This window comes from Actinosynnema sp. NPDC023794 (genome assembly GCF_040639675.1).
GTDB classification, from domain to species: domain Bacteria; phylum Actinomycetota; class Actinomycetes; order Mycobacteriales; family Pseudonocardiaceae; genus Actinosynnema; species Actinosynnema luteola.
Genome location: NZ_JBFAFR010000001.1, coordinates 645594 through 669232, shown reverse-complemented (window position 1 = coordinate 669232; position 23639 = coordinate 645594). Strand labels below are relative to the sequence as shown.

21 protein-coding genes are annotated in these 23639 nt (G+C 72.9%); 14 read left to right on the top strand and 7 right to left on the bottom strand.

Annotated features, from left to right (window positions below; translation table 11 throughout):
* The first annotated feature begins 28 nt into the window (after positions 1–28).
* The 5 genes from AB0H12_RS02975 to AB0H12_RS02955 all read left to right on the top strand — a co-directional run bounded on the left by AB0H12_RS02975 (position 29) and on the right by AB0H12_RS02955 (position 5479).
* Positions 29–460 carry a GtrA family protein gene (locus AB0H12_RS02975; protein ID WP_499620367.1) on the top strand — a complete coding sequence of 144 codons (432 nt, stop codon included), beginning with the start codon at positions 29–31 and terminating at the stop codon, positions 458–460.
* A gap of 65 nt (positions 461–525) precedes the next feature.
* Positions 526–2310, top strand: coding sequence for an aspartate--tRNA ligase (aspS, locus tag AB0H12_RS02970; RefSeq protein WP_499620366.1), 1785 nt, complete (start codon positions 526–528; stop codon positions 2308–2310).
* 34 nt (positions 2311–2344) lie between these two features.
* On the top strand, positions 2345–3286 hold the full coding sequence (locus AB0H12_RS02965; protein WP_499620364.1) for a DUF389 domain-containing protein: 942 nt from the start codon (positions 2345–2347) through the stop codon (positions 3284–3286).
* A gap of 111 nt (positions 3287–3397) precedes the next feature.
* On the top strand, positions 3398–4597 hold the full coding sequence (locus tag AB0H12_RS02960) for a hypothetical protein (protein WP_499620362.1): 1200 nt from the start codon (positions 3398–3400) through the stop codon (positions 4595–4597).
* Positions 4598–4648: 51 nt separating this feature from the next.
* Positions 4649–5479, top strand: coding sequence for an SGNH/GDSL hydrolase family protein (locus AB0H12_RS02955; protein WP_499620361.1), 831 nt, complete (start codon positions 4649–4651; stop codon positions 5477–5479).
* A gap of 2 nt (positions 5480–5481) precedes the next feature.
* Here the strand turns inward: AB0H12_RS02955 and AB0H12_RS02950 are convergent, their stop codons facing one another.
* The 5 genes from AB0H12_RS02950 to AB0H12_RS02930 all read right to left on the bottom strand — a co-directional run bounded on the left by AB0H12_RS02950 (position 5482) and on the right by AB0H12_RS02930 (position 12642).
* Entirely contained in the window at positions 5482–7287 is a 1806-nt protein-coding gene (locus AB0H12_RS02950; protein WP_499620360.1) for a glycosyltransferase family 39 protein, read from the bottom strand.
* A 29-nt stretch (positions 7288–7316) separates the two neighbouring features.
* Positions 7317–8567 (bottom strand): bifunctional glycosyltransferase family 2/GtrA family protein, encoded by a 1251-nt coding sequence (locus AB0H12_RS02945; RefSeq protein WP_499620358.1) that lies wholly within the window; start codon positions 8565–8567, stop codon positions 7317–7319.
* Positions 8564–10354, bottom strand: coding sequence for an ArnT family glycosyltransferase (locus AB0H12_RS02940; protein WP_499620356.1), 1791 nt, complete (start codon positions 10352–10354; stop codon positions 8564–8566). Before AB0H12_RS02940 ends, AB0H12_RS02945 begins: the two co-directional genes overlap by 4 nt.
* Positions 10355–10466: 112 nt before the next feature.
* Positions 10467–11924 (bottom strand): sensor histidine kinase, encoded by a 1458-nt coding sequence (locus tag AB0H12_RS02935; protein WP_499620355.1) that lies wholly within the window; start codon positions 11922–11924, stop codon positions 10467–10469.
* Positions 11902–12642, bottom strand: coding sequence for a response regulator transcription factor (locus tag AB0H12_RS02930; protein ID WP_499620354.1), 741 nt, complete (start codon positions 12640–12642; stop codon positions 11902–11904). The genes AB0H12_RS02935 and AB0H12_RS02930 overlap by 23 nt, the downstream gene beginning before the upstream one ends.
* A 148-nt stretch (positions 12643–12790) precedes the next feature.
* Between AB0H12_RS02930 and AB0H12_RS02925 the strand changes: the two genes are divergently transcribed.
* From AB0H12_RS02925 to mug, 4 genes are read left to right on the top strand one after another with little or no spacing between them, the layout of a single operon-like run.
* The gene (locus tag AB0H12_RS02925) at positions 12791–13375 is read left to right on the top strand and encodes a hypothetical protein (RefSeq protein WP_499620353.1); all 585 of its coding nucleotides are present in this window, start codon (positions 12791–12793) and stop codon (positions 13373–13375) included.
* A gap of 9 nt (positions 13376–13384) precedes the next feature.
* Positions 13385–14038 (top strand): copper resistance CopC family protein, encoded by a 654-nt coding sequence (locus tag AB0H12_RS02920; RefSeq protein ID WP_499620352.1) that lies wholly within the window; start codon positions 13385–13387, stop codon positions 14036–14038.
* Positions 14039–14065: 27 nt separating this feature from the next.
* Entirely contained in the window at positions 14066–15865 is a 1800-nt protein-coding gene (locus tag AB0H12_RS02915; RefSeq protein WP_499620350.1) for a bifunctional metallophosphatase/5'-nucleotidase, read from the top strand.
* A 37-nt stretch (positions 15866–15902) separates the two neighbouring features.
* Positions 15903–16436 carry a G/U mismatch-specific DNA glycosylase gene (gene mug, locus AB0H12_RS02910; protein ID WP_499620348.1) on the top strand — a complete coding sequence of 178 codons (534 nt, stop codon included), beginning with the start codon at positions 15903–15905 and terminating at the stop codon, positions 16434–16436.
* Here the strand turns inward: mug and AB0H12_RS02905 are convergent.
* Positions 16413–17132 carry a DUF742 domain-containing protein gene (locus AB0H12_RS02905; RefSeq protein WP_499620346.1) on the bottom strand — a complete coding sequence of 240 codons (720 nt, stop codon included), beginning with the start codon at positions 17130–17132 and terminating at the stop codon, positions 16413–16415. The genes mug and AB0H12_RS02905 overlap by 24 nt on opposite strands.
* 119 nt (positions 17133–17251) lie before the next feature.
* Between AB0H12_RS02905 and AB0H12_RS02900 the strand changes: the two genes are divergently transcribed.
* Positions 17252–17473, top strand: coding sequence for an RNA-binding S4 domain-containing protein (locus AB0H12_RS02900; RefSeq protein WP_499620345.1), 222 nt, complete (start codon positions 17252–17254; stop codon positions 17471–17473).
* Positions 17474–17703: 230 nt separating this feature from the next.
* Here AB0H12_RS02900 and AB0H12_RS02895 read toward each other — a convergent pair whose 3' ends face one another.
* On the bottom strand, positions 17704–18231 hold the full coding sequence (locus tag AB0H12_RS02895; RefSeq protein ID WP_499620343.1) for a hypothetical protein: 528 nt from the start codon (positions 18229–18231) through the stop codon (positions 17704–17706).
* Positions 18232–18803: 572 nt separating this feature from the next.
* On the opposite strand from AB0H12_RS02895, the gene AB0H12_RS02890 reads away from it, so the two are divergent.
* From AB0H12_RS02890 to AB0H12_RS02875, 4 genes are read left to right on the top strand one after another with little or no spacing between them, the layout of a single operon-like run.
* A complete protein-coding gene (locus AB0H12_RS02890; protein ID WP_499620342.1) occupies positions 18804–20309 on the top strand; it encodes a sugar transferase in 1506 nt (501 codons plus the stop codon).
* A 53-nt stretch (positions 20310–20362) separates the two neighbouring features.
* On the top strand, positions 20363–21427 hold the full coding sequence (locus tag AB0H12_RS02885; RefSeq protein ID WP_499620341.1) for a Gfo/Idh/MocA family protein: 1065 nt from the start codon (positions 20363–20365) through the stop codon (positions 21425–21427).
* A gap of 26 nt (positions 21428–21453) precedes the next feature.
* A complete protein-coding gene (locus AB0H12_RS02880; protein ID WP_499620339.1) occupies positions 21454–22446 on the top strand; it encodes an NAD-dependent epimerase/dehydratase family protein in 993 nt (330 codons plus the stop codon).
* Complete coding sequence (locus AB0H12_RS02875; RefSeq protein ID WP_499620338.1) at positions 22443–23585, top strand: DegT/DnrJ/EryC1/StrS family aminotransferase; 1143 nt, start codon at positions 22443–22445, stop codon at positions 23583–23585. Before AB0H12_RS02880 ends, AB0H12_RS02875 begins: the two co-directional genes overlap by 4 nt.
* Positions 23586–23639 lie beyond the last annotated feature (54 nt).

The window sequence follows — 23639 nt, the reverse complement described above, 5'->3', positions numbered from 1 at the left end:
GGTATTCCATTCGAGAGGTGTCGAAACGGTGGTGCGAAACGGTGGCGCGACCCGTCAGGCGATCGTGTTCGTGCTGGTGGGAGCGCTCTGCGCGGTGGTCGACTACGGGACCTACAGCGCACTGCTCGCATTCGGGGTGTGGGTCCACGCCGCCAAGGCGGCCAGTTTCACGATCGGCACCGCGGCGGCGTTCTTCCTCAATCGACGGTTCACGTTCGGCGTCTCCGCTGGGGTTGTGCGGCAGGTGACGGGGTTCGCCCTGCTGTACCTCAGCACATTCATCGCCAACGTATTGGTCAACGCGCTCGTATTGCACCTGTTGCCACCCTTTCGGGTGGAACATGCGGTGGCGTGGCTGGTGGCGCAGGGGGTGGCGACGGCCGTCAACTTCGCCGGCCTGCGCGCGGTGGTCTTCCGCGTCGGGAAACCTGGTGACGTCGGGCACCGGGTCGTTGGCTAGCCTTGACGACCAGTCGTCAGTTGAGCTGACCCCAGAAGAAGCAAACACCGAGGAGAGCAGTTCCCGTGATGCGCACGCACGAGGCCGGGAAGCTCCGCGCCGAGCACGCCGGGCAGTCCGTCACCCTGACCGGGTGGGTGGCACGCAGGCGCGATCACGGTGGCGTGATCTTCATCGACCTCCGGGACGCCTCCGGCGTGGCCCAGGTCGTCTTCCGCGAGGGCGAGATGGCCGAACGCGCGCACAAGCTGCGCTCGGAGTACGTGGTCAAGGTCGTCGGCGACGTGACCCGCCGCCCGGAGGGCAGCGAGAACCCCGAGCTGGCCACCGGCGACATCGAGGTCTACGCCAGCGAGCTGGTGGTGCTCAACGAGGCCGCCCCGCTGCCGTTCCAGCTCGACGAGCACCTGGAGGTCGGCGAGGAGGCCCGCCTCCGGCACCGCTACCTCGACCTGCGCCGCGGTGGGCCGGCCAAGGCCATGCGGCTGCGCAGCGAGGCCAACCGGATCGCCCGCGAGGTGCTGCACGCCGAGGACTTCGTCGAGGTCGAGACCCCGACCCTGACCCGCTCCACCCCCGAGGGGGCGCGCGACTTCCTGGTGCCCGCCCGCCTGCGCCCCGGCTCCTGGTACGCGCTGCCGCAGTCGCCGCAGCTGTTCAAGCAGCTGCTGATGGTCGGCGGCCTGGAGCGGTACTACCAGATCGCCCGCTGCTACCGCGACGAGGACTTCCGCGCCGACCGGCAGCCCGAGTTCACCCAGCTCGACATCGAGATGAGCTTCGTCGAGCAGGACGACGTGATCGCGCTCGGCGAGAAGATCATCTCCGCGCTGTGGAAGGACCTGGCCGACCACGAGATCGCGCGGCCGTTCCGCCGCATCTCCTACGCCGAGGCCATGGCCAAGTACGGCACGGACAAGCCGGACCTGCGCTTCGACCTCGAGCTCACCGAGCTGACCGAGTACTTCAAGGACACCCCGTTCCGGGTGTTCCAGGCGGCGTACGTCGGCGCGGTCGTCATGCCCGGCGGCGCGTCGCAGCCCCGCCGCACGCTCGACGCCTGGCAGGAGTGGGCCAAGCAGCGCGGCGCGCGCGGCCTCGCGTACGTGCTGGTCAACGAGGACGGCACGCTCGGCGGCCCGGTGGCCAAGAACCTCTCCGACGCCGAGCGCGACGGCCTGGCCAAGGCCGTCGGCGCGAACCCGGGCGACTGCGTCTTCTTCGGCGCGGGCGACCCGGACGGCGCGCGCGCCCTGCTCGGCGCGGCCCGCGTGGAGATCGCGCACCGGGTCGGCCTGATCGACGAGAACGCCTGGTCGTTCGTGTGGGTCGTGGACTTCCCGATGTTCGAGGCGGTCGACAAGATCGGCGACGACGTGGCGGTGGGCAGCGGCAAGTGGACCGCGCTGCACCACGCGTTCACCTCGCCGACGCCGGAGTGGATCGACCGGTTCGAGTCCGACCCTGGCAACGCCCTGGCCTACGCCTACGACATCGTCTGCAACGGCAACGAGATCGGCGGCGGGTCGATCCGTATCCACCGCGCGGACGTGCAGCAGCGGGCCTTCCAGGTCATGGGCATCACGCCCGAGGAGGCGCAGGAGAAGTTCGGCTTCCTGCTCGACGCCTTCTCCTACGGCGCGCCGCCGCACGGCGGCATCGCGTTCGGCTGGGACCGGATCGCCATGCTGCTCGGCGGGTACGACTCGATCCGCGAGGTCATCGCGTTCCCGAAGAGCGGCGGCGGATACGACCCGCTGACCGCCGCGCCGGCGCCGATCACCGCGCAGCAGCGCAAGGAGGCGGGCGTCGACTTCAAGCCCGCGCCCGCGGAGAAGCCGGCCCAGTAGGGGACGGCCCGGTAGGAGACGGCTGAGTAGCACCGTGCTGCACCTGCGGGCCATCTGCCCGGCCGAGCGCACCGACGCGGTGCTGGCCGCGCTGCGGCGGGACCCCGGCGTGACCCACGTCGTGGTCCTGCGCGGCGCGGCCGTCGACCCGGTGGGCGACCTGGTCGAGGCCGACATCGCCCGGGAGGCCACCGACGCGGTCGTGGCCGCCCTGTGCGACCTCGGCGTCGACCGCGACGGCGGCGTCACGCTCGAGCAGATCGACACCGCCCTGTCCGACGCGGCCGACCGCGCCGAGGTGGCCGCGCCCGGTGACGGCGCGGACGCCGTGGTGTGGGAGGAGCTGCTGTCCCGCACCGGGGAGGAATCCCGGCTCAACGCCACGTTCCTGTCGTTCCTGACCATCGCGTGCCTGCTCACCGCGGTCGCCGTGGTCACCGACTCGCCGGTCACGCTGGTCGGCGCGATGGTCGTCGGTCCGGAGTTCGGGCCGCTGGCCGCGATCGCCGTCGGCCTGGTGCTGCGGCGCTGGGACCTGGTGCGGCGGGCGGGCTACGCGCTGGCGGTCGGGTTCCCGATCGCGATGGTGGTCACCGCGATCGGCACGTGGCTCGGTTCGCTCACCGGCCTGTTCGAGCGGCACCTCGTGCTGGCCGGGCACGAGCTCGACTTCGTCTTCGAGGTCGGGCCGTTCTCGTTGATCGTGGCGCTGCTCGCGGGCGCGGCCGGGATGCTGTCGATGACGTCCGCCAAGTCGGCGGCGCTCGTCGGGGTGTTCATTTCGGTCACCACCGTGCCCGCCGCGGGCTACGCCGCGGTGGCCGCGGTTCTCGGCCAGTGGGACATATGCCTCCAGTCGATTGCACAGCTCGCGGTGAACCTCGTCGGTGTCGTGATGGCGGCGGCGCTGGTCCTGGCGTTGCGCAACCGCCGTGCCCGGGTCCGCGACCTGGGACGACCGCTCGCCGACGGTTGACCGGGCGCTGATTTCCGCAAAAGGTGGATCGGTCGGACCGTGAGCACTACCGTCACGGTGCCCGGACGGGTTCTGTCAGATCGGTCGCCACCGGGAGTAGGGTCGGAGGAGATGAGCGTGGAGATCACCGCCGGCCCGCAGGACATCGACGACGCTGCCCCCTCCGAGCTCGACGACGCGGTGGCAGCGGCCCAGTCGGTGTTGAGCAAGAGGTTCGGCGCACCGGTTCGGCTGGCCGACCCCGAAGACCTCGGGGGTGCGGGCCGGTCCGTGGTCGCGCGCGTCCGGGTGGCCCACACGCCGTTCTCGCTGCCGCGCACGCTGGTGGTCAAGCGCTACCCCTCGCCGGTGGCCGACCGCGACCCGTTCGCGCACGAGGTGGTGAGCCACAAGCTGCTCACCGCGCTGCCGTCCGAGGAACGCCTCACCCCCGAGCTGGTCGCGCAGGACAACGCCAAGCGGCTGGTCGTGCTGGAAGACCTGGGCAAGGCGCCGCGGTTGGCGGAGAAGCTGCTCGGCTCCGACGCGCGCGCCGCCGAACGCGGGCTGCTGTCGTGGGCGCACGCCATGGGCCGGCTGCACGCGACGACCGCCGGGCGTGACGCGGACTTCGACGCGTTGATGCGCCGCCAGGGCTCGCAGTGCTGCGCCGACCCGATCGCGGTGGACGTGCACACGGCGCTGGCCGGGCTCCCCGAGCTGCTGTTCGACTCGTTGGAAGTCGACACGCCCGACTCCGTGCGCACGTTCGCCGAGCAGGCCGTGCGTGGGTTCGTCACGTCCCGCCGACGTGCGTTCAGCCCGTCCACGTCGTGCCCGGACAACAACCTCGTGACCAGCAAGGGCGTCAGGTTCCTCGACTTCGAGGGCGGGTGCGTGCGCGACATCGTGTTCGACGCGGCGTGCCTGCGGGTGCCGTTCCCGTCGTGCTGGTGCGCCTACGGGCTGCCCGCCGGCATGTCGGAGGCGATGGTCGCGGCGTGGCGGGCCGAGGTGTCCTCGGTGTGGCCGGACCTGGACGACGACGCGGTGTTCCTGCCGCGGCTGCTGGAGGCGCAGCTGCTGTGGGTGTGGCTCGGCACGTGGCGCGGGCTGCCGGGGCTGGACTCGTCGCTGCCGTCCGGTCACCGGCCGTTGGACTCGCCGCCCCGCGTGGTCGTGCTGACGGCCCGGTGGGTGCGGCTGCGGCAGGACGCGCTGGCGTCCGGCGCGAAGCACGTCGCCGCGCACGCCGACGACGTCATCTCGGCGCTGGTGTCGCGGTACGGCGCGCGAGCCGCGGAACTGCCGCTGTACCCGGCATTCCGATAGCGTTGGGCTGTTCGTCCCCGTCGCGTCACGTGGCTGCGCGATCGTTCCGGTGTGGCCAAGACGGTGCGCACGTTGGTGGTCCTCGGTGACTCGACGGCGGTGGGCGTGGGCGATCCCGTGCCCGGTGGGTGGCGTGGCGTCGGCCCGCTGCTCGCGGCGGCGCTGCCGCACGCGCGGTACCTGAACGCCTCGTTCACGGGTGCGCGGGTGGCCTCGGTCCGGCACGAGCAGCTGCCGGAGGTCCTGCCCGTGCGGCCCGACGCGGCCGTGCTGCTGGTGGGCATGAACGACACGCTGCGGTCCGACTTCGACGCGCGGCAGCTGCACCTCGACCTGGACGCGATCGTGGGCGCGCTGGTCTCGGTCGGCTCCGCCGTCGTCACGGTGCGGTTCCACGACCACAGCCGGGTCTTCCGGTTGCCGGGCGCGTTGCGGCGGGCGTTGCGGGCGCGGATCGCCGAGCTGAACGGGATCATCGACGCCGTGGTGCGGCGGCACGGGATCGAGTGCGTCGACCTGGACCTGATGGAAGGCGCTTACTCGTTGGAGACGTGGGCGGTCGACCGGCTGCACCCGTCGGAGTCGGGGCACCGGCGGCTCGCGGCGGCGTTCGCGGCGCGGTTGGCGCGGGCAGGCTGCGAGGTGCCGGGCCGGGTGTCGCTGGCCTGCACGGGCGGGCTCAAGGTGACGCCGCTGCACCACGCGGGGTGGTTGGTGGTGAAGGGGATCCCGTGGCTCTGGCGCCGTGGCCGCGACCTGGTCCCGTACGCGGCCGGCATCGTGTACCGCTCCTGGGCGGGGCTGCCGGAGCCGCCGCGCCACGTCGTCGACCCGGCCGGGACGGAGGCGGTGGCCGCGACGACCACCGCCCCGCCCGGGTGACGTCAGCCGAGCTTGTAGACGGTCGTCCCGCCGATCGTGGTGGCCTCGTAGTTGGCCGCGACCCACTCGGTGATCTCGTTGTCGCCGCGCGGGCCGCCACCCATGCCGCCGCCGGAGACGAAGTAGCCGATCCGGCCGTCCGCCACGTACTGCCGGAACTCCTCCACCGTGGGCGCCGGGTCGCCGCCGCTCCAGCCGCCGATGCCGATCACGGCCTTGCCCGACTCCAGCGACAGGTTCGCCGCGCTCTGCGCGCTCATCGTCGCCGCCGCCCACGTGCCGGTGGTGGCCTTCAGCAGGTCGGTCAGCTCGGCGGACGTCGCGCCCATCGGTCCGCCGCCCATGCCGCCGTCGCCCGCGTAGGACGGGGGACCGGACATCGGGATGGAGCCGCCGTGCGGTGTGGCGGCGGTGGCCACGCCGAAGGCCGCGGTGGAGAAGACCGAGGTGGCCAACGCGAGCGCGGCGACCCGGCGCACGCCCATCACGACCGCCGTGGCCACCAGCACGGTCAGCGCCGCCACGACCCAGCGCAGCGCGGGCAGCCACTCGCCGAACCGCTGGAGCAGCGCGAAGCCCCAGAACCCGGCGGCGGCGACCGTCGTCGCCAGCGCGACGCGCACCGGCAGGTGGGCGCGGCCACGCCACATCTCCCGGCCGGCGATGGCGACGAGCGCGGCGACGCCCGGCGCGACGGCGACCGTGTAGTACGGGTGGGTGATGCCGCTCATGAAGCTGAACACGATCCCGTTGCCCAGCACCCACAGACCCCACAGCACGAGCGCTGCGCGCGTGCGGTCGGTGCGCGGCAGCCGGCGCGTGAACCACAGCCCCGCGAGCATCCCGACGAGGGCGGCAGGGAGCAGCCACGAGATCTCGGCGCCCATGCTCGCGCCGAACAGCCGGCCGATGCCGGTCTCGCCGCCGAAGCCCAGGTTGGCGTTGCCGCCACCCGCGATGACGCCACCACCGCCGCGTCCGCCGAAGATCCGGCCCAGGCCGTTGTAGCCCATGGCCAGCTCCCACAGCGAGTCGTTGTCCGACCCGCCGATGTACGGGCGCGACTCGCGCGGCCACAGCTCGACCAGCGCGATGAACCACCCGGCGGACACGACCACGGCGAGGCCCGCGCCGAGCAGGTGCAGCAACCGCTTGGGCAGCGTGGTCGGCGCGGCGAGCAGGTAGGCGGCGGTGAACGCGGGCAGCACCAGCAACGCCTGCCCCATCTTGGCCAGGAACGCGAACCCGACCGCGACGCCGGCCAGCGCGAGCCACCAGCCGGAACCCTTCTCCAACGCGCGCACGGTGCAGTACGCGGCGGCCACCATCAGCAGCACCAGCAGCGCGTCGGGCAGGTTGAACCGGAACATCAGCACGGCCACCGGGGTCACCGCGAGCGCCGCGCCCGCGATCAGCCCGGCCACCGCGCCGGACGTGCGCTTCACCGTGGCGTGCAACAACCACACGGCCAGCACGCCCTCGATGGCCTGCGGCGCCAGCACGGTCCAGCTGGAGAACCCGAAGACGCGCGCGAACAACCCGCTCACCCACAGCGCGGCGGGCGGTTTGTCGACCGTGATCACGCCACCGGCGTCCAGGCCGCCGAACAGCCACGCGGTCCAGCTCTGCGCGCCCGCCTGGGTCGCGGCGGCGTAGTAGGAGTTGCCCCAACCGGACGCGGTGATGTTCCACAGGTACAGCACCGCCGTGCCGGCCAGCAGCACGACCAGCGCGGGCGTGGTCCAGTTCCGGCCCGGCGGCGGCGCCTTGGCGGTGGGTGCGGGCGCCGTCAGGGTTGCGGTGGTCATGGAAGGGTTCCCTAGGGTCGACGGTGTGGTCATGGAGCGGTCTCCGCGGTGCGGCGCGGCCGGAAGACCCAGTTGCGCAGCAACAGGAAGCGCAGCACGGTGGCGAGGAGGTTGGCCCCGACGACCGCGACCAGCTCGGCCGGGTCGCCGGGCGGGGCGAACAGGTGCAGCAGGGCCAGCGAGCCGCTGGTCAGGGCGAGTCCGAGGCCGAACACGAGCAGCCCTTCGAACTGGTGGCGGCCCGCGCCGCGCCGGCCGCGCACGCCGAAGGTGAACCGGCGGTTGGCCGCGGTGTTGGCGACGGCGGTGACCAGCAGCGCCACCAGGTTCGCGCCCTGCGCGCCGAGCCCGCCGCGCAGCGACACGAACAGCAGCAGGTAGGCCAGCGTGCTGATCACGCCGACCGCGGCGAACCGGACCAGCTGCCGGAACAACCCGGCCGGCACCCCCGGTGTCTGAGGTTCCAACGGCTCCCTCCCCAGCTGCGCGCGGAGTTCGCCGATCGGGATCCGCCCGCTCACCAGACCGCGGGCCACCCGGACGACGCCCTTGAGGTCGGCCACGGCGGTCGACACGATGTCCACCCGGCTGTCCGGGTCGTCCACCCAGTCCACCGGCACCTCGTGGATGCGCGCGCCGGCCCGCTCGGCGAGCACCAGCAGCTCGGTGTCGAAGAACCACCCGGTGTCCTCGACGTGCGGCAGCAGCCGCCGGGCGACGTCGGCCCGGATCGCCTTGAACCCGCACTGCGCGTCGGTGAACCGGGTGGCGAGCGTGCCGCGGAGGATCAGGTTGTAGCAGCGGGAGATGAACTCGCGCTTCGGCCCGCGCACCACCCGCGCGCCGCGGGCCAGCCGGCTGCCGATCGCGAGGTCCGAGTGCCCGGAGATCAACGACGCCACCAGCGGCGCGAGGGCGGCCAGGTCGGTGGACAGGTCCACGTCCATGTACGCCAGCACGGCGGCGTCCGACGCGGTCCAGACCGCTTTCAGCGCCCGGCCACGTCCCTTCTCCGCCAGGTGGACCGCGGCCACGCCGGGCAGCTCGCGGGCCAGCTCGTCGGCGGCGGCGCGCGTGCCGTCCGTGCTCGCGTTGTTCGCGATGGTGATCCGGAACGTGTAGGGGAACGTCTGCGTGAGGTCGGCGTGCAGCTTGCGCACGCAGGGCGCGAGGTCGCGTTCTTCGTTGTGCACGGGCACCACCACGTCGAGCACGGTGGTCGTCGTGAGCGTGGTCATGAGCTCACCCTCGGGCGCTTGGCTGGGCGGCTCGTGTGTCATCGCTGTGCGCCGGCTGTGAGGTCGTAGACGTCGACGTCGTCGACGGTCGTCGCGGTGAACGTCTCCGCCACCCACTCGGCGATCCGCTGGGACGCGTCGCTGCCCGTCTCCGCGGGCATCAGGGCTCCGCCGAGGAAGTAGTGGATCCGTCCACTTCGGACCATCTCCTGGAACTCCTCCAGCGTCGGCGCGGGATCGGTGCCGTTGAACCCGCCGACGGCCATCACCGGCGCACCGCTGTCGAGCTGGTAGCCGGCCGCGTTGTTGGCGCCGACGGCCGCCGCGGCCCAGGTGAAGCCCTCGCTGTCGCGCAGCAGCGCCACCAGCTCCTCGCCCGGCGCCGGCGCGCTGAGCAGACCGCCCATCCGGCCACCGCCGCCGACGTTGTCCCCCGCGCCGCCCGGCCCCATGAGGACCAGCCCGCCGGGGCGGTTCGACCACGCCGGACCGGCGCTGGGGATCGCGCCGGAGTGCGGTGTCGCGGCCGTCGCCACGGAGTAGGCCCCCGGCCCGAGCAGCGCGGCGACGACGGCGACCGGCACGACCACGGCGGCGGGCGCGGAGGCGGCGAGGAACAGCCCCACCGCCGCGATGAGGCCGAGGACCAGCACGACGGCCGCCAGCGGGGCGGACCAGTCCAGCAGCAGCAGGTAGCACTGGAGCGCCGTCACGGCCAGCGCGCCGGACAGCGCCGCCGCCGCGACGGGCTCCTGCCGCTTGCGCCACAACGCGACCGCGCCGATCCCGATCAGCGCGCCGATCGCGGGCGCCAGCGCGACCGTGTAGTAGGCGTGGATGATGCCGTTCATGAAGCTGAACACCACGGCGGTGACCACCAGCCAACCGCCCCACAGCGCGAGCCCGATCCGTTCGGCCGCGCGGCCGGCCCACCACCCGGCGACCAGCAGCACCAGCGCGGTCGGCAGCAGCCAGGCGATCTGACCGCCCATCTCGTCGCCGAGCAGCCTGGCCCACCCGCCCGAACCCCGACCGCCGCCGCCGACGCTGCCGATCTCCTCACCGGTCAACCGGCCGAGACCGTTGTAGCCCAGCGCCAGCTCCAGCACGCTGTCCGCCTGCGAACCGCCGATGTAGGGCCGCGACCCGGCGGGCACCAGCTCCACCACCAGCACCCACCAACCACCGGCGACGACCACCGCGCCCAGCGCCGCGCCCAGGTGCCACACCCTGCGCAGCAGCGGGGCCGGCGCGAACGCCAGGTACACCAGGCCGAACGCGGGCAGCACCAGGAACGCCTGGAGCATCTTCGCCAGGAACGCGAACCCCACCGCCACGCCGGCCGACACGAGCCAGCGCACGGAGGCCTTCTCGGTGGCGCGGACCGTGGCGTAGGCGCCCGCCACGAGCAGCAGCAGCATCAACGCGTCGGGGTTGTTGAACCGGAACATCAGCACCGCCACCGGCGTCAGCGCCAGCACCGCGCCCGCGATGAGCCCGGCCGCCTCGCCGGCCGCGCGGCGCACCGCGGCGTGCAGCAGCCACACGCTCGCCACGCCCATCAACGCCTGCGGCACCAGGATGCTCCAGGCGTTGACGCCGAACAGCCGGGCCGACAGACCCATGACCCAGGTCGCCGCGGGTGTCTTGTCGACGGTGATCGCGCCGGCCGGGTCGGTCGCGCCGAAGAACCACGCGTGCCAGCTCTCGGCGCCGGCCTGGGCGGCGGCGGAGTAGTAGGCGTTGGCCCACCCGGAGTCGCCCAACCGCCACAGGTACAGCACCGCCGTACCGGCCAACAACAGCAACAGGGGGAGTCGCGCTCGCATGGGGTCGAGCCTGTCGGCGAACCCTGGGCGGTCCTTGTGCCCCGGCTGTGAGCGGGCTGTGCGCGGTCACCCCGCGGTCAGCCCCACGATCGCCCCGGCGATCACGCCGCGGTCAGCGCGGCAGGTGCACGGTGAACGTGGTCCGGCCGGGTGCGCTCGCCAGCCGCACGGACCCGTTGTGGGAGGCCACCACGGCGGCCACGATCGACAGGCCGAGCCCGGTGCTGCCCGCCGCCCGCGACCGCGAGGTGTCGCCCCGGCTGAACCGCTCGAACACCTCGCCCTGCAACCCGGCCGGGATGCCGGGGCCGTCGTCGCTCACCGACACCCGCACCCCACCCTCCACAGTGGACAGGGTCGTGGTGACGGTGGTGCCGGGCGGCGTGTGCGTGCGGGCGTTGGACAGCAGGTTCGCCAGCACCTGGTGCAGCTTGTGCGCGTCACCGGTCACCTCGACGGCGTCGGGCGGCAGCTCCATCCGCCACTCGTGGTCCGGCCCGGCGATGCGGGCGTCGCTGACCGTGTCGACCACCAGTCGTGAGAGGTCCACCGGGTCGCGCGCCAGCGGACGCCCCGCGTCCAACCGGGCCAGCAGCAGCAAGTCCTCCACCAGCGACGTCATCCGCACTGCCTCGGACTCCACCCGTCGCATCGCGTGCGCGATCTGCTCGGGCACCTCGTCGGACGTGCGGCGGGTCAGCTCGGCGTACCCGCGGATCGCGGCCAGCGGCGTGCGCAGCTCGTGGCTCGCGTCCGCGACGAACTGCCGGACCCTGGTCTCGCTGGCGTGCCGCGCCTCCAACGCGCTGCCCACGTGCCCGAGCATCCGGTTGAGCGCCAGGCCGACCTGGCCGACCTCGGTGCCCGGGTCGGCGTGCTCGTCGGGCACCCGTTCGGCCAGCGCCACCTCGCCCTCGTGCAGCGGCAGCTCGGCGACCCGGCTCGCGGTCGCGGCCACCCGTTCCAGCGGGCGCAGCGTCCGGCGCACGATCAGCGCGCCCGCCAGGCTCACCGCGACCAGCCCGGCCAGCGCCACCCCGCCGACGATCCACCCCATCCGCGACACCGTGCTGTCGACGTCGGCCATCGGCAGGCCGGTGATCACCCTGGTCCCGAACGGCGTGGTGAACGCCATGATCCGGTGGTCGCCGAGCTCGTCGCCCAGCCACACCGTGCGCGGCCTGCCGTCCGCCGGGACGGCCTCGGCCCGCTCGGCGACCTCGGCCGACAGCCGGGTCCGGTCACCGCTGCCCCTGGTCAGCCGCTCCGCGTTGGTGCCGCCGTCGTCGTGCTTGATCAACATCAGCGTGCCGGGCGCGAACCCGGGCCCGTCCAGCGGGTTGGGGAAGCCGCTGGGCACCGGCGGCCCGTCGGGCCGCGCCTTCGCCGCCGCCTCGCGCAACTGGCCGTCCAACTGGGCGATCAGCGAGTCCCGCAGCGCGAACCCGGTCGCCACGCCGATGATCGCGCACACGACCGCCAGCAGCACCACCTGGGCCGCCACCAGCTTGGTCCGCAGCGGCCAGCTCGCCGTCCGCGACGGGCGCTCAGGACGAGGGCTTGAGGACATAGCCCGCGCCCCGCATCGTGTGGATCATGGGCGTTCTGCCCGCGTCGATCTTCTTGCGCAGGTAGGAGATGTAGAGCTCGACGATGTTGGCCTGCCCGCCGAAGTCGTAGCTCCACACCCGGTCCAGGATCTGCGCCTTCGACAGCACCCGCTTGGGGTTGCGCATCAGGAACCGCAGCAGCTCGAACTCGGTCGCGGTGAGGTCGATCGCGACGCCGCCGCGGCGCACCTCGCGCGTCTCCTCGTCCAGCACCAGGTCGCCGACCACGAGCTCGGTGCCCGAGCCCGCCTCGGTGACGCCGGTGCGGCGCAGCAGGCCGCGCAGCCGCAGCACGACCTCCTCGAGGCTGAACGGCTTGGTCACGTAGTCGTCGCCGCCCGCGGTGAGCCCGGCGATCCGGTCCTCCACCGCGTCCTTGGCGGTGAGGAACAGCACCGGCAGCCCGGGCAGGTCCGCGCGCAGCCTGCGCAGCACCTCCAGCCCGTCGAAGTCGGGCAGCATCACGTCCAGCACCACCACGTCGGGCCGGAAGTCGCGCGCGATCCGCACGGCGGACGTGCCGTCCAGCGCGGTGCGGACCTCCCAGCGCTCCATCCGCAACGCCATGGACATCAGCTCGGCCAACGTGGACTCGTCGTCCACCACAAGGACCCGCACCGGACTCCCGTCCGGGCGGCGGAGCTCAGGGGACGTCCCCGAAGCGGACACTGGGCGCATGCTCCGATCCTGGACCCGGCGGTTGAGCCGGACCTGTGCCGATCCTGTGTACCACCTGTGAAGCCGCCCGACCGGTCGTGGCGCACGCACAGGCAGCGCCCAAGGGCCGCACAGCCGGCTCACAGGCTCGCCCGAGACCGTGGTCGCCATGACTACCGAAACCGAGCAGCACCCGACCTGGGGTGAAGAGCCGCCGCCGCAGGCCGCCGCTGCGGGAACCGGCTGGAACGGCCGCAAGAGCCTCGCCGCCGTCGCGATCGCCCTCGGCATCGCCGCCGTCGGCGGCGGTGTCATCTACGCCGCGAGCAACTCCGACGCGGCCAAGGGCATGGGCGGGCCCGGCGGGTACGGCAGGGCGAACGGCGGCCTGGTGATCATGGGCGGCCCGTTCGGCGACACCCAGCACGGCGAGTTCCAGAACGGCGAGGTCACCGAGGTCAGCGACTCGTCCATCACGGTGAAGAGCACCGACGGGTTCAGCGCGACCTACCTGGTCGACGACGACACGCGGGTCAACGGCGGTCAGGGCGCGCTCGACGACATCGCCGCGGGCGACATCGTGACCGTGATCGCCGGCGAGCCCGCCGGGTCCGCCGACGGCAAGGCCACCGCGGACAGCATCATGGAGGGCAACATGGTGCGCGGCGGGCCGCAGCAGAAGCAGGGCAACGGCCAGCCGCCCGCCAGGCAGGGCGGCCCGACCGACCAGCAGGGGACCCCGCCGACCCGGTAGAACTACCGCATGACCCGACTGGCGCTCTCGGCACTGCTGGCAACCCTGGTCCTGTTCGGGGCGTCGCCCCACGCGCACGCCCACACCGAGCTGGTCTCGAGCGACCCGGCGAGCGGCGCGTCGCTGGCGCAGCGGCCCACGCTGCTCACGCTGACGTTCACCGAGCCGGTGCCCGCCGAGAGCGCCGAGGTCACCGTCCTGGCCGCGGACGGCAGCGCCTGGCCGACGGGCGAGGTCACCGCCGACGGCGTGAAGCTGACCGTGCCCCTGCTGGAGTCCTCGTCGCCCGCCGGGCAGCACACGGTGTCGTGGCGGGTCGAGTCGCTGGACGGCGACTTCGTCGACGGCACGTTCGCCTTCACGGTGACCGCGCCACCGGCGGCGCAGCAGCCGCCGGCCGCCACGACGCCCGCCGTGACGTCGACGGGCGAGGCTCCCGCCACCTCGTCGACCACCGCCGCCACCGGCTCGGTGGCCACGCTCACCCAGTCGACCACCCGCGGGCCCGACCCGGCGTCCACCTCCGGCACGGACGACGACGGCGGCGTGCCGCTGTGGGTGTGGATCCTGATCGCGGCGGTTCTGTCGGTGGTCGGCATCGCCGTCGGCGTCGGCCTGAACCGGCGGGCGAAGGGCGACGACGCCGGGAAGCCGGCCGAGTAGTCAACGGTCAATGGCTACGGTCGCCCCATGACCGGATCTCCCCTGCACCGCCGCGCCCTGCTCGCGGGCGGCGCCGCGGCCGTGCTCGCCGCGGCCGGGTTCCGCACGGCGGCACACGCCGCACCCGACGACCGGGCCGGTGGGCGGCGGTTCACCCTCACCGTCCTCGGCACCACGGACCTGCACGGCAACGTCTTCAACTGGGACTACTTCGCCGACCGCGAGTTCGACGACAGCGGGCACAACGACGTGGGCCTGGCGAAGCTGTCCACGCTGGTCAAGGCCGTCCGGGAGGAACGCGGCGCGCACCGCACCCTGCTGATCGACGCGGGCGACACCATCCAGGGCACGCCGCTGGCCTACTACTACGCCAAGGTCGAGCCCATCGGCCGCCGCCGGGTGCACCCGATGGCCGCCGCGATGAACGAGCTCGGCTACGACGCCGCCGCGCTCGGCAACCACGAGTTCAACTACGGCATCCCCCTGCTGCGGGCGTTCGAGAAGCAGCTGGACTTCCCGCTCCTGGCCGCGAACGCGATCGACTCGGCCACCGGCGAGCCCGCGTTCCGCCCGTACGTGGTCAAGACCGTGTGGCGCACCGGCGCGGCGCCGCTGCGGGTCGGCATCCTCGGCCTGACCAACCCCGGCATCGCGATCTGGGACAAGGCGCACGTGGACGGGAAGATGACCTTCCCCGGCGTGCTGGAGCAGGCCCGCGAGTGGGTGCCGAAGGTGCGCGCGGCGGGCGCGGACCTCGTGGTGGTCGCCGCGCACTCCGGCGCGGACCTGTCCTCCTCGCTGGGCGACCTGCTGCCGTTCCCGGAGAACTGCTCTGCCCTGGTCGCCGAGGAGGTGCCGGGCATCGACGCGATCCTGGTCGGCCACGCGCACACCGAGATCGCGCAGCGGTTCGTCACCAACAAGGCCACCGGCAGGCAGGTGCTGCTGACCGAGCCGCTGTTCTGGGGCAAGCGGCTGAGCCTGATGGAGTTCGACCTGGCGTGGTCGCCGGGACGGGGCTGGCGCGCCGAGGCGTCCCGCTCGCAGGTGCTCAACACCAACACCGTGCCCGAGGACCCGGCGATCGTGCGCCGGCTGCGTGACGACCACGACAAGGTGGTCGCCTACGTCAACTCCAAGATCGGCACGTCGAGGTCGGCGATGTCCGCCGCGACCGCGCGGTACGAGGACACCGCCGCGCTCGACTTCGTCAACCTCGTGCAGGGCGCGGCGTTGAAGGCGTCGCTGACCGAGGCGCTGCCGGTGCTGTCGCTGGCCTCGCCGTTCAACAAGGCGGCGGCGATCCCGGCCGGCGACGTGTCGGTGCGCGACGTGGCGGGGCTCTACGTCTTCGACAACACGCTGTTCGGCGTGCGGCTCACCGGCGCGCAGCTCAAGGACTACCTGGAGCGGTCGGCGGGCTACTTCAAGGCGGTGAGCACGCCGGGGCCGCACCAGCCGGACGCGCTGACCAACGCGGGCGGCACGCCGGACTACCTCTACGACGTGGCGGCCGGCCTCGACGCGCCGCTGACCTACGACATCGACCTGGCGCGGCCGGTCGGGCAGCGGATCACCGGGCTGGCCTACGCCGGCGTCGCGGTGACGGCCGAGCAGGCGTTCGCGGTGGCGGTGAACAACTACCGGCAGTCCGGCGGCGGCAACTTCCCGCACATCGCGACCGCGCCGGTGCTGCACAACCGGCAGCTGGAGATCCGGCAGCTGATCATCGACTGGGTGCGCGAGCGCGGCGAGATCGACCCGGCCGCGTTCCACCGGGTCGACTGGCGGCTGGTCGTCGACGGCACGCCGGTGGTGGTCGGGTGACCGCGCCGGGTGGCCGCTGCGGCGCGGAAGGCGGCGGATGAGCAACGGGCGACCGACGCCACCGCACCTGCCGGACATCGTCGGGCCGGGGTTGGAGGTGCTGTTCTGCGGCATCAACCCCGGCCTGCTGTCGGCGGCCAAGGGGCAGCACTTCGCCCGGCCGGGCAACCGGTTCTGGCCCGCGCTGCACCTGTCCGGGTTCACGCCCCGCCTGCTGACGCCCGCCGAGCAGGACGAGCTGCCGCGGTACGGGCTGGGCATCACGAACCTGGTCGCCCGGCCGACGGCGCGGGCCGACGAGCTGACGGCCGAGGAGCTGCGGGCGGGCGGTGTGCGGCTGACGTCGTTGGCGCGGCGGCACCGGCCGAAGGTGGTGGCGGTGGTCGGCGTGACGGCGTACCGGGCGGCGTTCGGGCGCAAGGCGGCGGCGATCGGCCCGCAGGAGGAGACGATCGCGTCCTCGAGGCTGTGGGTGCTGCCGAACCCCAGCGGGCTCAACGCGCACTACCAGCTGCCCGCGCTGGCCGAGGTCTTCGGCCGGTTGCGGCTAGAGGTTGCGCAGGCCGACTAGCACGCGTTCCAGGAGCGTGAAGTCCGCGCCGGTGGCCGCGGCGGCGTTGTCGTGCATGGCGACCACACCCATCGAGATGAGGTCCCCGAGCAGCACCCGCGCCACCCCGAGCGGCACGGCCAGCAGCGCGGAGACCTCGGCGACCGACCTGGGGTAGTTGGCGCACAGCTCCACGATCGAGCGCTGCTCCGCGGTGCTCTCCCGCATGGCGATCGCGATGCCGTCCCTCTCCAGCGAGACCAGCGTCTCCAGCCTCAGGTCGTAGTCGGCCGCCGTGCGGCCACCCGTCCACGCGTAGGGGCGGACCAGCGGGCCGGAGAACTCCTCGGCGGCGGGTTCCGGCTCGTGGTCGGGCCAGGGCTCGTGGTCGGGCTCCGGCGCCCGGGCGGCCGGCGGCTCGACGTAGTCGTACGGGGCGTCGAACGGCGCGGTCTGCTCGAGGTGGTCGTCCGGCTGCTCGTCGAGGCTGCGCCGGAGCGCGGCCGAGCCGAACCGCGCGCCCGTGGCGCCGACCTCGCCCCGTAACGACCTCCGCCGGCGCGGCGGCTTGGGCTGTTCCGTAGGCTCCTCGTCGAGACTGCGCTGCAACGCGGGGGAGCCGAACCGGGCGCCGGTCGTGCCGACGTTCCCGCGCAGGGACCGGCGGCGTCTGCGCTCGCCGCCGGTCGGCTCCGGGTCAGAGCTGCCTGTGCTCACATTCCGGGAACCGTAGACCGAACCGCGTTCGGATGATGTCGGGCGTGTTTCGACTCCATGCAAACCTTGTTAACGGCGGCACGTGCGGACGCACGTGCACGCTGGAGGATGATGGGACGATGCGCATCCGCGAGGTCGAGATCTCCGACGACATGATCAGGTTGGGTCAGTTCCTCAAGCTGGCCGGCTTGGCGGACAACGGCGCGCACGCCCGTGACCTGGTCGAATCCGAGGAAGTCACGGTGAACGGCCGCCTGGAGACCCGCCGTGGCGCCCAGCTGCACCACGGCGACGTGATCGCCGTGGGCGAGGAGAAGGCCCGCTTGGTTACCGGTCGCTAGCACCCGGGCCCTTGCGGAGTCCCGCAACCGGCTCCGAGGCCCCGGTCAGGCGGCGCGGCGGTGGGCCGTGATCGGTCGATAACCCGGGCGGGCCGTTCGGCGGTCGGCCGCGACTCGGTCGATCAGCCGCCGCGGCGGGCCGAACAGGCTCGTGCGCGCCGGGCACGTCCGTGCTGGACGCACTCGCCGACCGGGAGCAGGCGCTGCCGGCGGGGTCGGACGGTCGACGTTCAGCGCGGTGGGGTGCCCTGGCGGCGGTAGGCCCACTCCTCGTGCCAGCAGTGCGGGTAGACGCCTCGGCGGAAGTAGGGGGCCACGCCGTCGATCGGCGCGCTCGCCCGGTCGTGGTAGAGCAGCCAGTAGGGCAGGACGGTGGCGACGATCCAGTTCACCACGACCAGCGGCAGGTAGGCGGGACCGAACAGGCGCGCCTGGAACACGTGCACGGCCTCGTGGTCGTCCACGCCCATCGCGATGCCGGCCTGCACCGGGCCGACCGTGGTGGCGAAGCCCTTGATCACCCCGTCGCGCAGCCCGAGCGTGCCCCGGTGCCTGCTGAACGCCACGTCCACCCGGTTGCCGCGCGCGAGCGCGTACGCCAGGAACGCCGCGCCCGCCGCCGTGTTCGGCAGGCTCCACGTGGCGTCCACCACAGCGAGCCCGACACCGCGGCGACCGGGCGGGTACAGCCGGGTGCGCCACGCCCACGCGCAGTGGAACGCGCCCAGCAGCCCGCCGATCACCCACACGACGACCACCGGAGCATTGTCACCCGAAAAGTGGCCGTGGTCACCCTCGAACGACCGACTTCGGTAAATGTCGAACAGTTCCTGGCCCGAAGTGCCCGATCCGTTGCGCCGAATAGCTGCTACCGCACTGTGAATGGGTGATCGCAGCCCGCCACGGTGCGGTCTCCGGGCAGGGCCTCAAGTCCTTTTTCGGACGCATTCCGGCTCGCCCAGGACCCCGCGCGGAAACTGGCTGTAACGGAAGCCGTCCCAGATCCGATGGACGTGCCTCCGCGTGCCCGCGGGCAGTCGCCGGCCACTGTGGACCGAGGTGTCCCGGCGGTCGGGCAAGCCTTTTCCGCCGAACGGGGCGGTGACCCGAAGTCACTCGATGACGCTTCTCGGTGTGCGTCGACTGTCGCGCCGCGGAATGACCGCCCAGTCGACGTGCACCGTGTGTAACGCGCGCCGTCGGTGCGACGAATGACGGTTTGGCGAGGCGAAAATCGCCGGCCGAACATTTGCCGTATACCACGCGGGTCCGTCGGGGATGCCCTGCGAACGTGCAACGTCCGAACCGGCCCACCCGGGGGAGTACCACGATGAGCGAGCAGGTCCAGCCAACGCGACACAGACCGGTCGCGGGGCTCGGCGCCGACCGGCGCACCGCTGAGCCCACCGCTCAGCGCACCACCAGCCCCACGGTCGGCAGTTGGGAACCCGCCTACCGCTACGGCGTCATCGCCGCGGACGTCCTCTGCACCGTCCTGGTCGTCGTGCTCGCGGGCTTCGCCCTGTCCGCCCGCCACGCCTCGGTCGGCCCGCTGTCCCTGTTAGGGCTGCAAGCGGTCACCGTCGCGGTGATCGTGGGATCGCTGTTCCTCAGCCGCGTCTGGAACCCGATGGTGCTCGGCCAGGGCGCGGAGGAGTTCCGCCGCCTCGGCCGCGGCCTGTTCGGGTCCGTCGTCGCGCTGGGCCTCGGCGCGCTCGCGGCCGGGCTGCCGGGCGCCCGCCTGTGGGTGTTCGTGGTCGGACCGGCCGTCGCGCTGGTCGCCTTCCCGGTCCGCTACCTGCTGCGCCGCCCGCTGCACCGCGCCCGGGGCGAGGGCCGCTGCCTGCTGCCGGTGCTCGCCGCGGGCAACATCGACACCGTCGCCGACCTGATCGGCCGCACCCGTCGCGCGCCCCACCTCGGCTGGCGCGTGGACGCCGTGTGCACGGTCGACGGCCGCGCCGAGATCGGCCTCGAGCTGGACGGCGTGCCGGTCGTCGGCCGGTTCGGCGACCTCGGCGAGCAGGTCCGCCGCGGCGGCTACCGGATCGTCGCGGTCACCGCCGACGCCTACTGGACACCGCGCCGGCTCCAGCGGCTCGCCTGGGACCTGGAGGGCACTGGCACCGAGATGGTCGTCGCGCCCGCCCTGATGGACTTCGCCGGACCCCGGCTGCACGTCACCGGAGTGCTCGGGATGCCGCTGCTGCGGGTGAGCGAGCCGTCGTTCACCGGCTTCCGCCGCGTGGTCAAGACGGCCGTGGACAAGGTCGGCTCGTTGCTGCTGATCTCCTTGCTGAGCCCGGTGCTCCTGGCGGTCGCGGTGGCGATCATGGTCGACACCAGGGGCCCGGTGCTCTACCGGCAGCGCCGCGTAGGCAAGGACGGCACGCCGTTCACCATCCTGAAGTTCCGCACCATGGTCACCAACGCCGACGCGCTGCGCGCCCAGCTGCAAGCGGTGAACGAGGGCGCGGGCGTGCTGTTCAAGATGCGCCGCGACCCCCGCGTCACCGCCGTCGGCCGGTTCCTGCGGCGCTACTCGATCGACGAGCTGCCGCAGCTGTTCAACGTCCTCACCGGCGCCATGTCGCTGGTCGGCCCCCGGCCGCCGCTGCCGGAGGAGAGCGCGAAGTACGGCCCCGACATGCGCCGCAGGCTGCTGGTCAAGCCGGGCCTGACCGGGTTGTGGCAGGTCTCCGGGCGCAGCGACCTGTCGTGGGAGGAGTCCGTGCGGCTCGACCTCCGGTACGTGGAGGAGTGGTCGCTCGCACTGGACGCGTTGATCTTGTGGAAGACCTTCCGGGCCGTGTTCGGCGGCCAGGGGGCCTACTGATGACCCGCCGACGCACGTCTCCCAGCGGAGGCGGCCATGAGAGGGAGAACCAGATGGACCAGCCGATCGGCATCGCCGTCATCGGCGCCGGCTACTGGGGGCCGAACCTGGTGCGCAACGCACAGGCCACCCCCGGCCTGAAGCTGCGCTACCTGTGCGACCTGGACGTGGAACGGGCCCGGCGCGTGCTGGGCGACTACTCCACCGTCCGGGTGTCCGGCTCGCTGGACGACGTGCTCGCCGACCCGGCGGTCGACGCGGTCGCCATCGCCACCCCGGCCGCCACGCACCTGCCGGTCGCGCTGGCCGCGTTGCGCGCGGGCAAGCACGTGCTGGTGGAGAAGCCCCTGGCGGCGAACTACGCCGACGGCCTCGAACTCGTCCGCGAGGCCGAGGCCCGGGGCCTCACGCTGATGCTCGACCACACCTTCGTCTACACGCCGACCGTCCAGCACCTGCGGCAGCTCGTGCGCGGCGGAGAGATCGGCACGGTGCAGTACCTCGACTCGGTGCGGGTCAACCTGGGCCTGGTGCAACCGGACGTGGACGTGTTCTGGGACCTCGCGCCGCACGACCTGTCGATCTTCGACGCGATCCTGCCCGACGGCGTGCGCGTGACGCGGGTCGCCGCGCACGGCTCGGACCCGATCGGCGCGGGCCGCGCGTGCGTCGGCCACCTCACGCTGGAGCTGTCCGACGGCGTGATGGCGCACGTGCACGTGAACTGGCTGTCCCCGAGCAAGATCCGCACCATGATCGTCGGCGGCTCGCGCCGCACGGTCGTGTGGGACGACCTGAACGCCGTGCAGCGGCTGTCCGTGCACGACCGGGGCGCCGACCGGATCGAGGACGACGAGGACCGCCGCCAGGCGATCATCTCCTACCGGCGCGGCGACACCGTGGCGCCCGCGCTGCCGGAGAAGGAGGCGCTGCGCGGGATGATGGCGGAGTTCGCCGCCTCGATCACCGAGAAGCGCCCGCCGCTCACCGACGGCTGGTCGGGCCTGCGCGTGCTGGCCACCCTCGAAGCCGCCTCCGCCAGCCTCGCCGCGGGCGGGGAGTTCGTCACCGTCGCGCGCGTCGACCAGCCGACCGCGCTCCAGCTCGTCACCGCGTGATCCAGCAGATGGAAGGAACAAGCACCATGTCGGACGCGGCTCAGCCGATCACCGGCCAACGGGCCCTCGTCACCGGAGGGGCGGGCACCATCGGCTCCGCGGTGGTGGACCAGTTGCTCGCCGCCGGCGCCGCCGAGGTGGTCGTGCTGGACAACTTCGTCCGCGGTCGCCGGGAGAACCTCGCCGACGCCGCCGCGCTCGCGGGCGACCGGCTCAGCGTGGTCGAGGGCGACATCAACGACCGGGCGCTGCTGGCCGAGCTGAGCCGGGGGACCGACCTGGTGTTCCACCTCGCCGCGATCCGGATCACCCAGTGCGCCGAGGAACCGCGGCTCGCGCTGGAGTGCCTGGTCGACGGCACGTTCACGGTGATCGAGGCCGCCGCCGCGGCGGGCGTGAAGAAGGTCGTCGCCTCTTCGTCGGCGTCGGTCTACGGGCTGGCCGAGGAGTTCCCGACCACCGAACGGCACCACCCGTACAACAACGACACGTTCTACGGCGCGGCCAAGGCGTTCAACGAGGGCATGCTGCGCAGCTTCCACGCCATGCACGGCCTGGACTACGTCGCGCTGCGCTACTTCAACGTCTACGGGCCGCGGATGGACGCGCACGGCAAGTACACCGAGGTGCTGATCCGCTGGATGGAGCGCATCGCCGACGGCAAGCCGCCGCTGATCTTCGGCGACGGCGCGCAGACCATGGACTTCGTGCACGTGCACGACATCGCCCGCGCGAACGTCCTGGCCGCGAAGGCGGCCGTCACCGACGAGGTCTACAACATCGCCAGCGCGCAGGAGACCAGCCTCAAGGACCTGGCCCACGCCCTGCTCGTCGCGATGGACTCCGACCTGCCGCTGGAGCACGGCCCGGAGCGCGCGGTCAACGGCGTCACGCGCCGGCTCGCCGACATCTCCGCCGCCGCCCGCGACCTCGGCTGGAAGCCCGACATCGAACTCGTGGACGGCCTGCGCGGGCTGGTGTCGTGGTGGCGGTCGGCGATGGCCGAGGTGTCCCCGTGATCCCGGTGATGAAGCCGTGGCTCGGCGCGGAGGAGGCCGAGGCCGCGTCCGCCGCCGTGCTGTCCGGCTGGGTGGCGCAGGGTCCGAAGGTCGCCGCGTTCGAGGACGCCTTCGCCCGCCGCGTCGCCGCCCTGCACGCCGTCGCCGTGTCGTCGTGCACGACCGCGCTGCACGTCGCGCTGCACCTGCTCGACGTGCGGCCGGGTGACGAGGTCGTGGTGCCGTCGCTGTCGTTCATCGCCACGGCCAACGCGGTCCGCTACTGCGGCGCCACGCCGGTGTTCGCGGACGTGGAGCCGGAGACCGGCAACCTGTCCGCCGCCACGGTGGAGGCGGTGCTCACCGAGCGCACGCGCGCGGTGATCCTGGTCCACCAGGCCGGTGTGCCCGCGGACGTCGACGCGATCCGCGCGCTGTGCGGACCGCGCGGCGTCACGGTGGTGGAAGACGCCGCCTGCGCCGCCGGTTCGACCTACCGCGGCGTGCCGGTCGGCGCGGACGCCGAGATGGCCGCGTGGTCCTTCCACCCGCGCAAGCTGATCACCACCGGTGAGGGCGGGATGCTCACCACGAACCGCCCCGAGTGGGCGGCGCGCGCCAAGCGCTTGCGCGAGCACGGCATGAGCGTGAGCGCCGCCGAGCGGCACAGCGGTGGCGGCGCGGTCGTGGAGAGCTACCTGGAGACCGCGTTCAACTACCGGATGACCGACATCCAGGCCGCCGTCGGCCTGGTGCAGCTGTCCAAACTGGACGCGATCGTGCGTCGCCGGCGCGAGCTGGCGGCCCGCTACCACGAGCTGCTCGCCCACGTGCCCGGCCTGCGCCCGGTGCGCGACCCCGAGCACGGCACGACGAACTACCAGTCGTTCTGGGTGATGCTCCCCGAGGAAGTCGCGGTGACGCGCAACGACGTGCTGGCGCGCCTGGCCGAACGGGGCGTGTCCGCGCGGCGGGGGATCATGGCCGCGCACCTGGAGCCGGCCTACGCCGGGCACCCGCACGTCGAGCTGCCGGTGACCGAGGCGTTCACCGCGAGGTCGCTGATCCTCCCGCTCTACCACGATCTCACGGCCGAGCAGCAGGACACCGTGGTGGCGGAGCTCAGAGCGGCGCTGCGGCTGCCGCTCCCGTCGCACTAGAGAGCACGCCCCGCACAGCCTGCGTTCGGCGGTACGGATCCTTCCGTTGTGGTG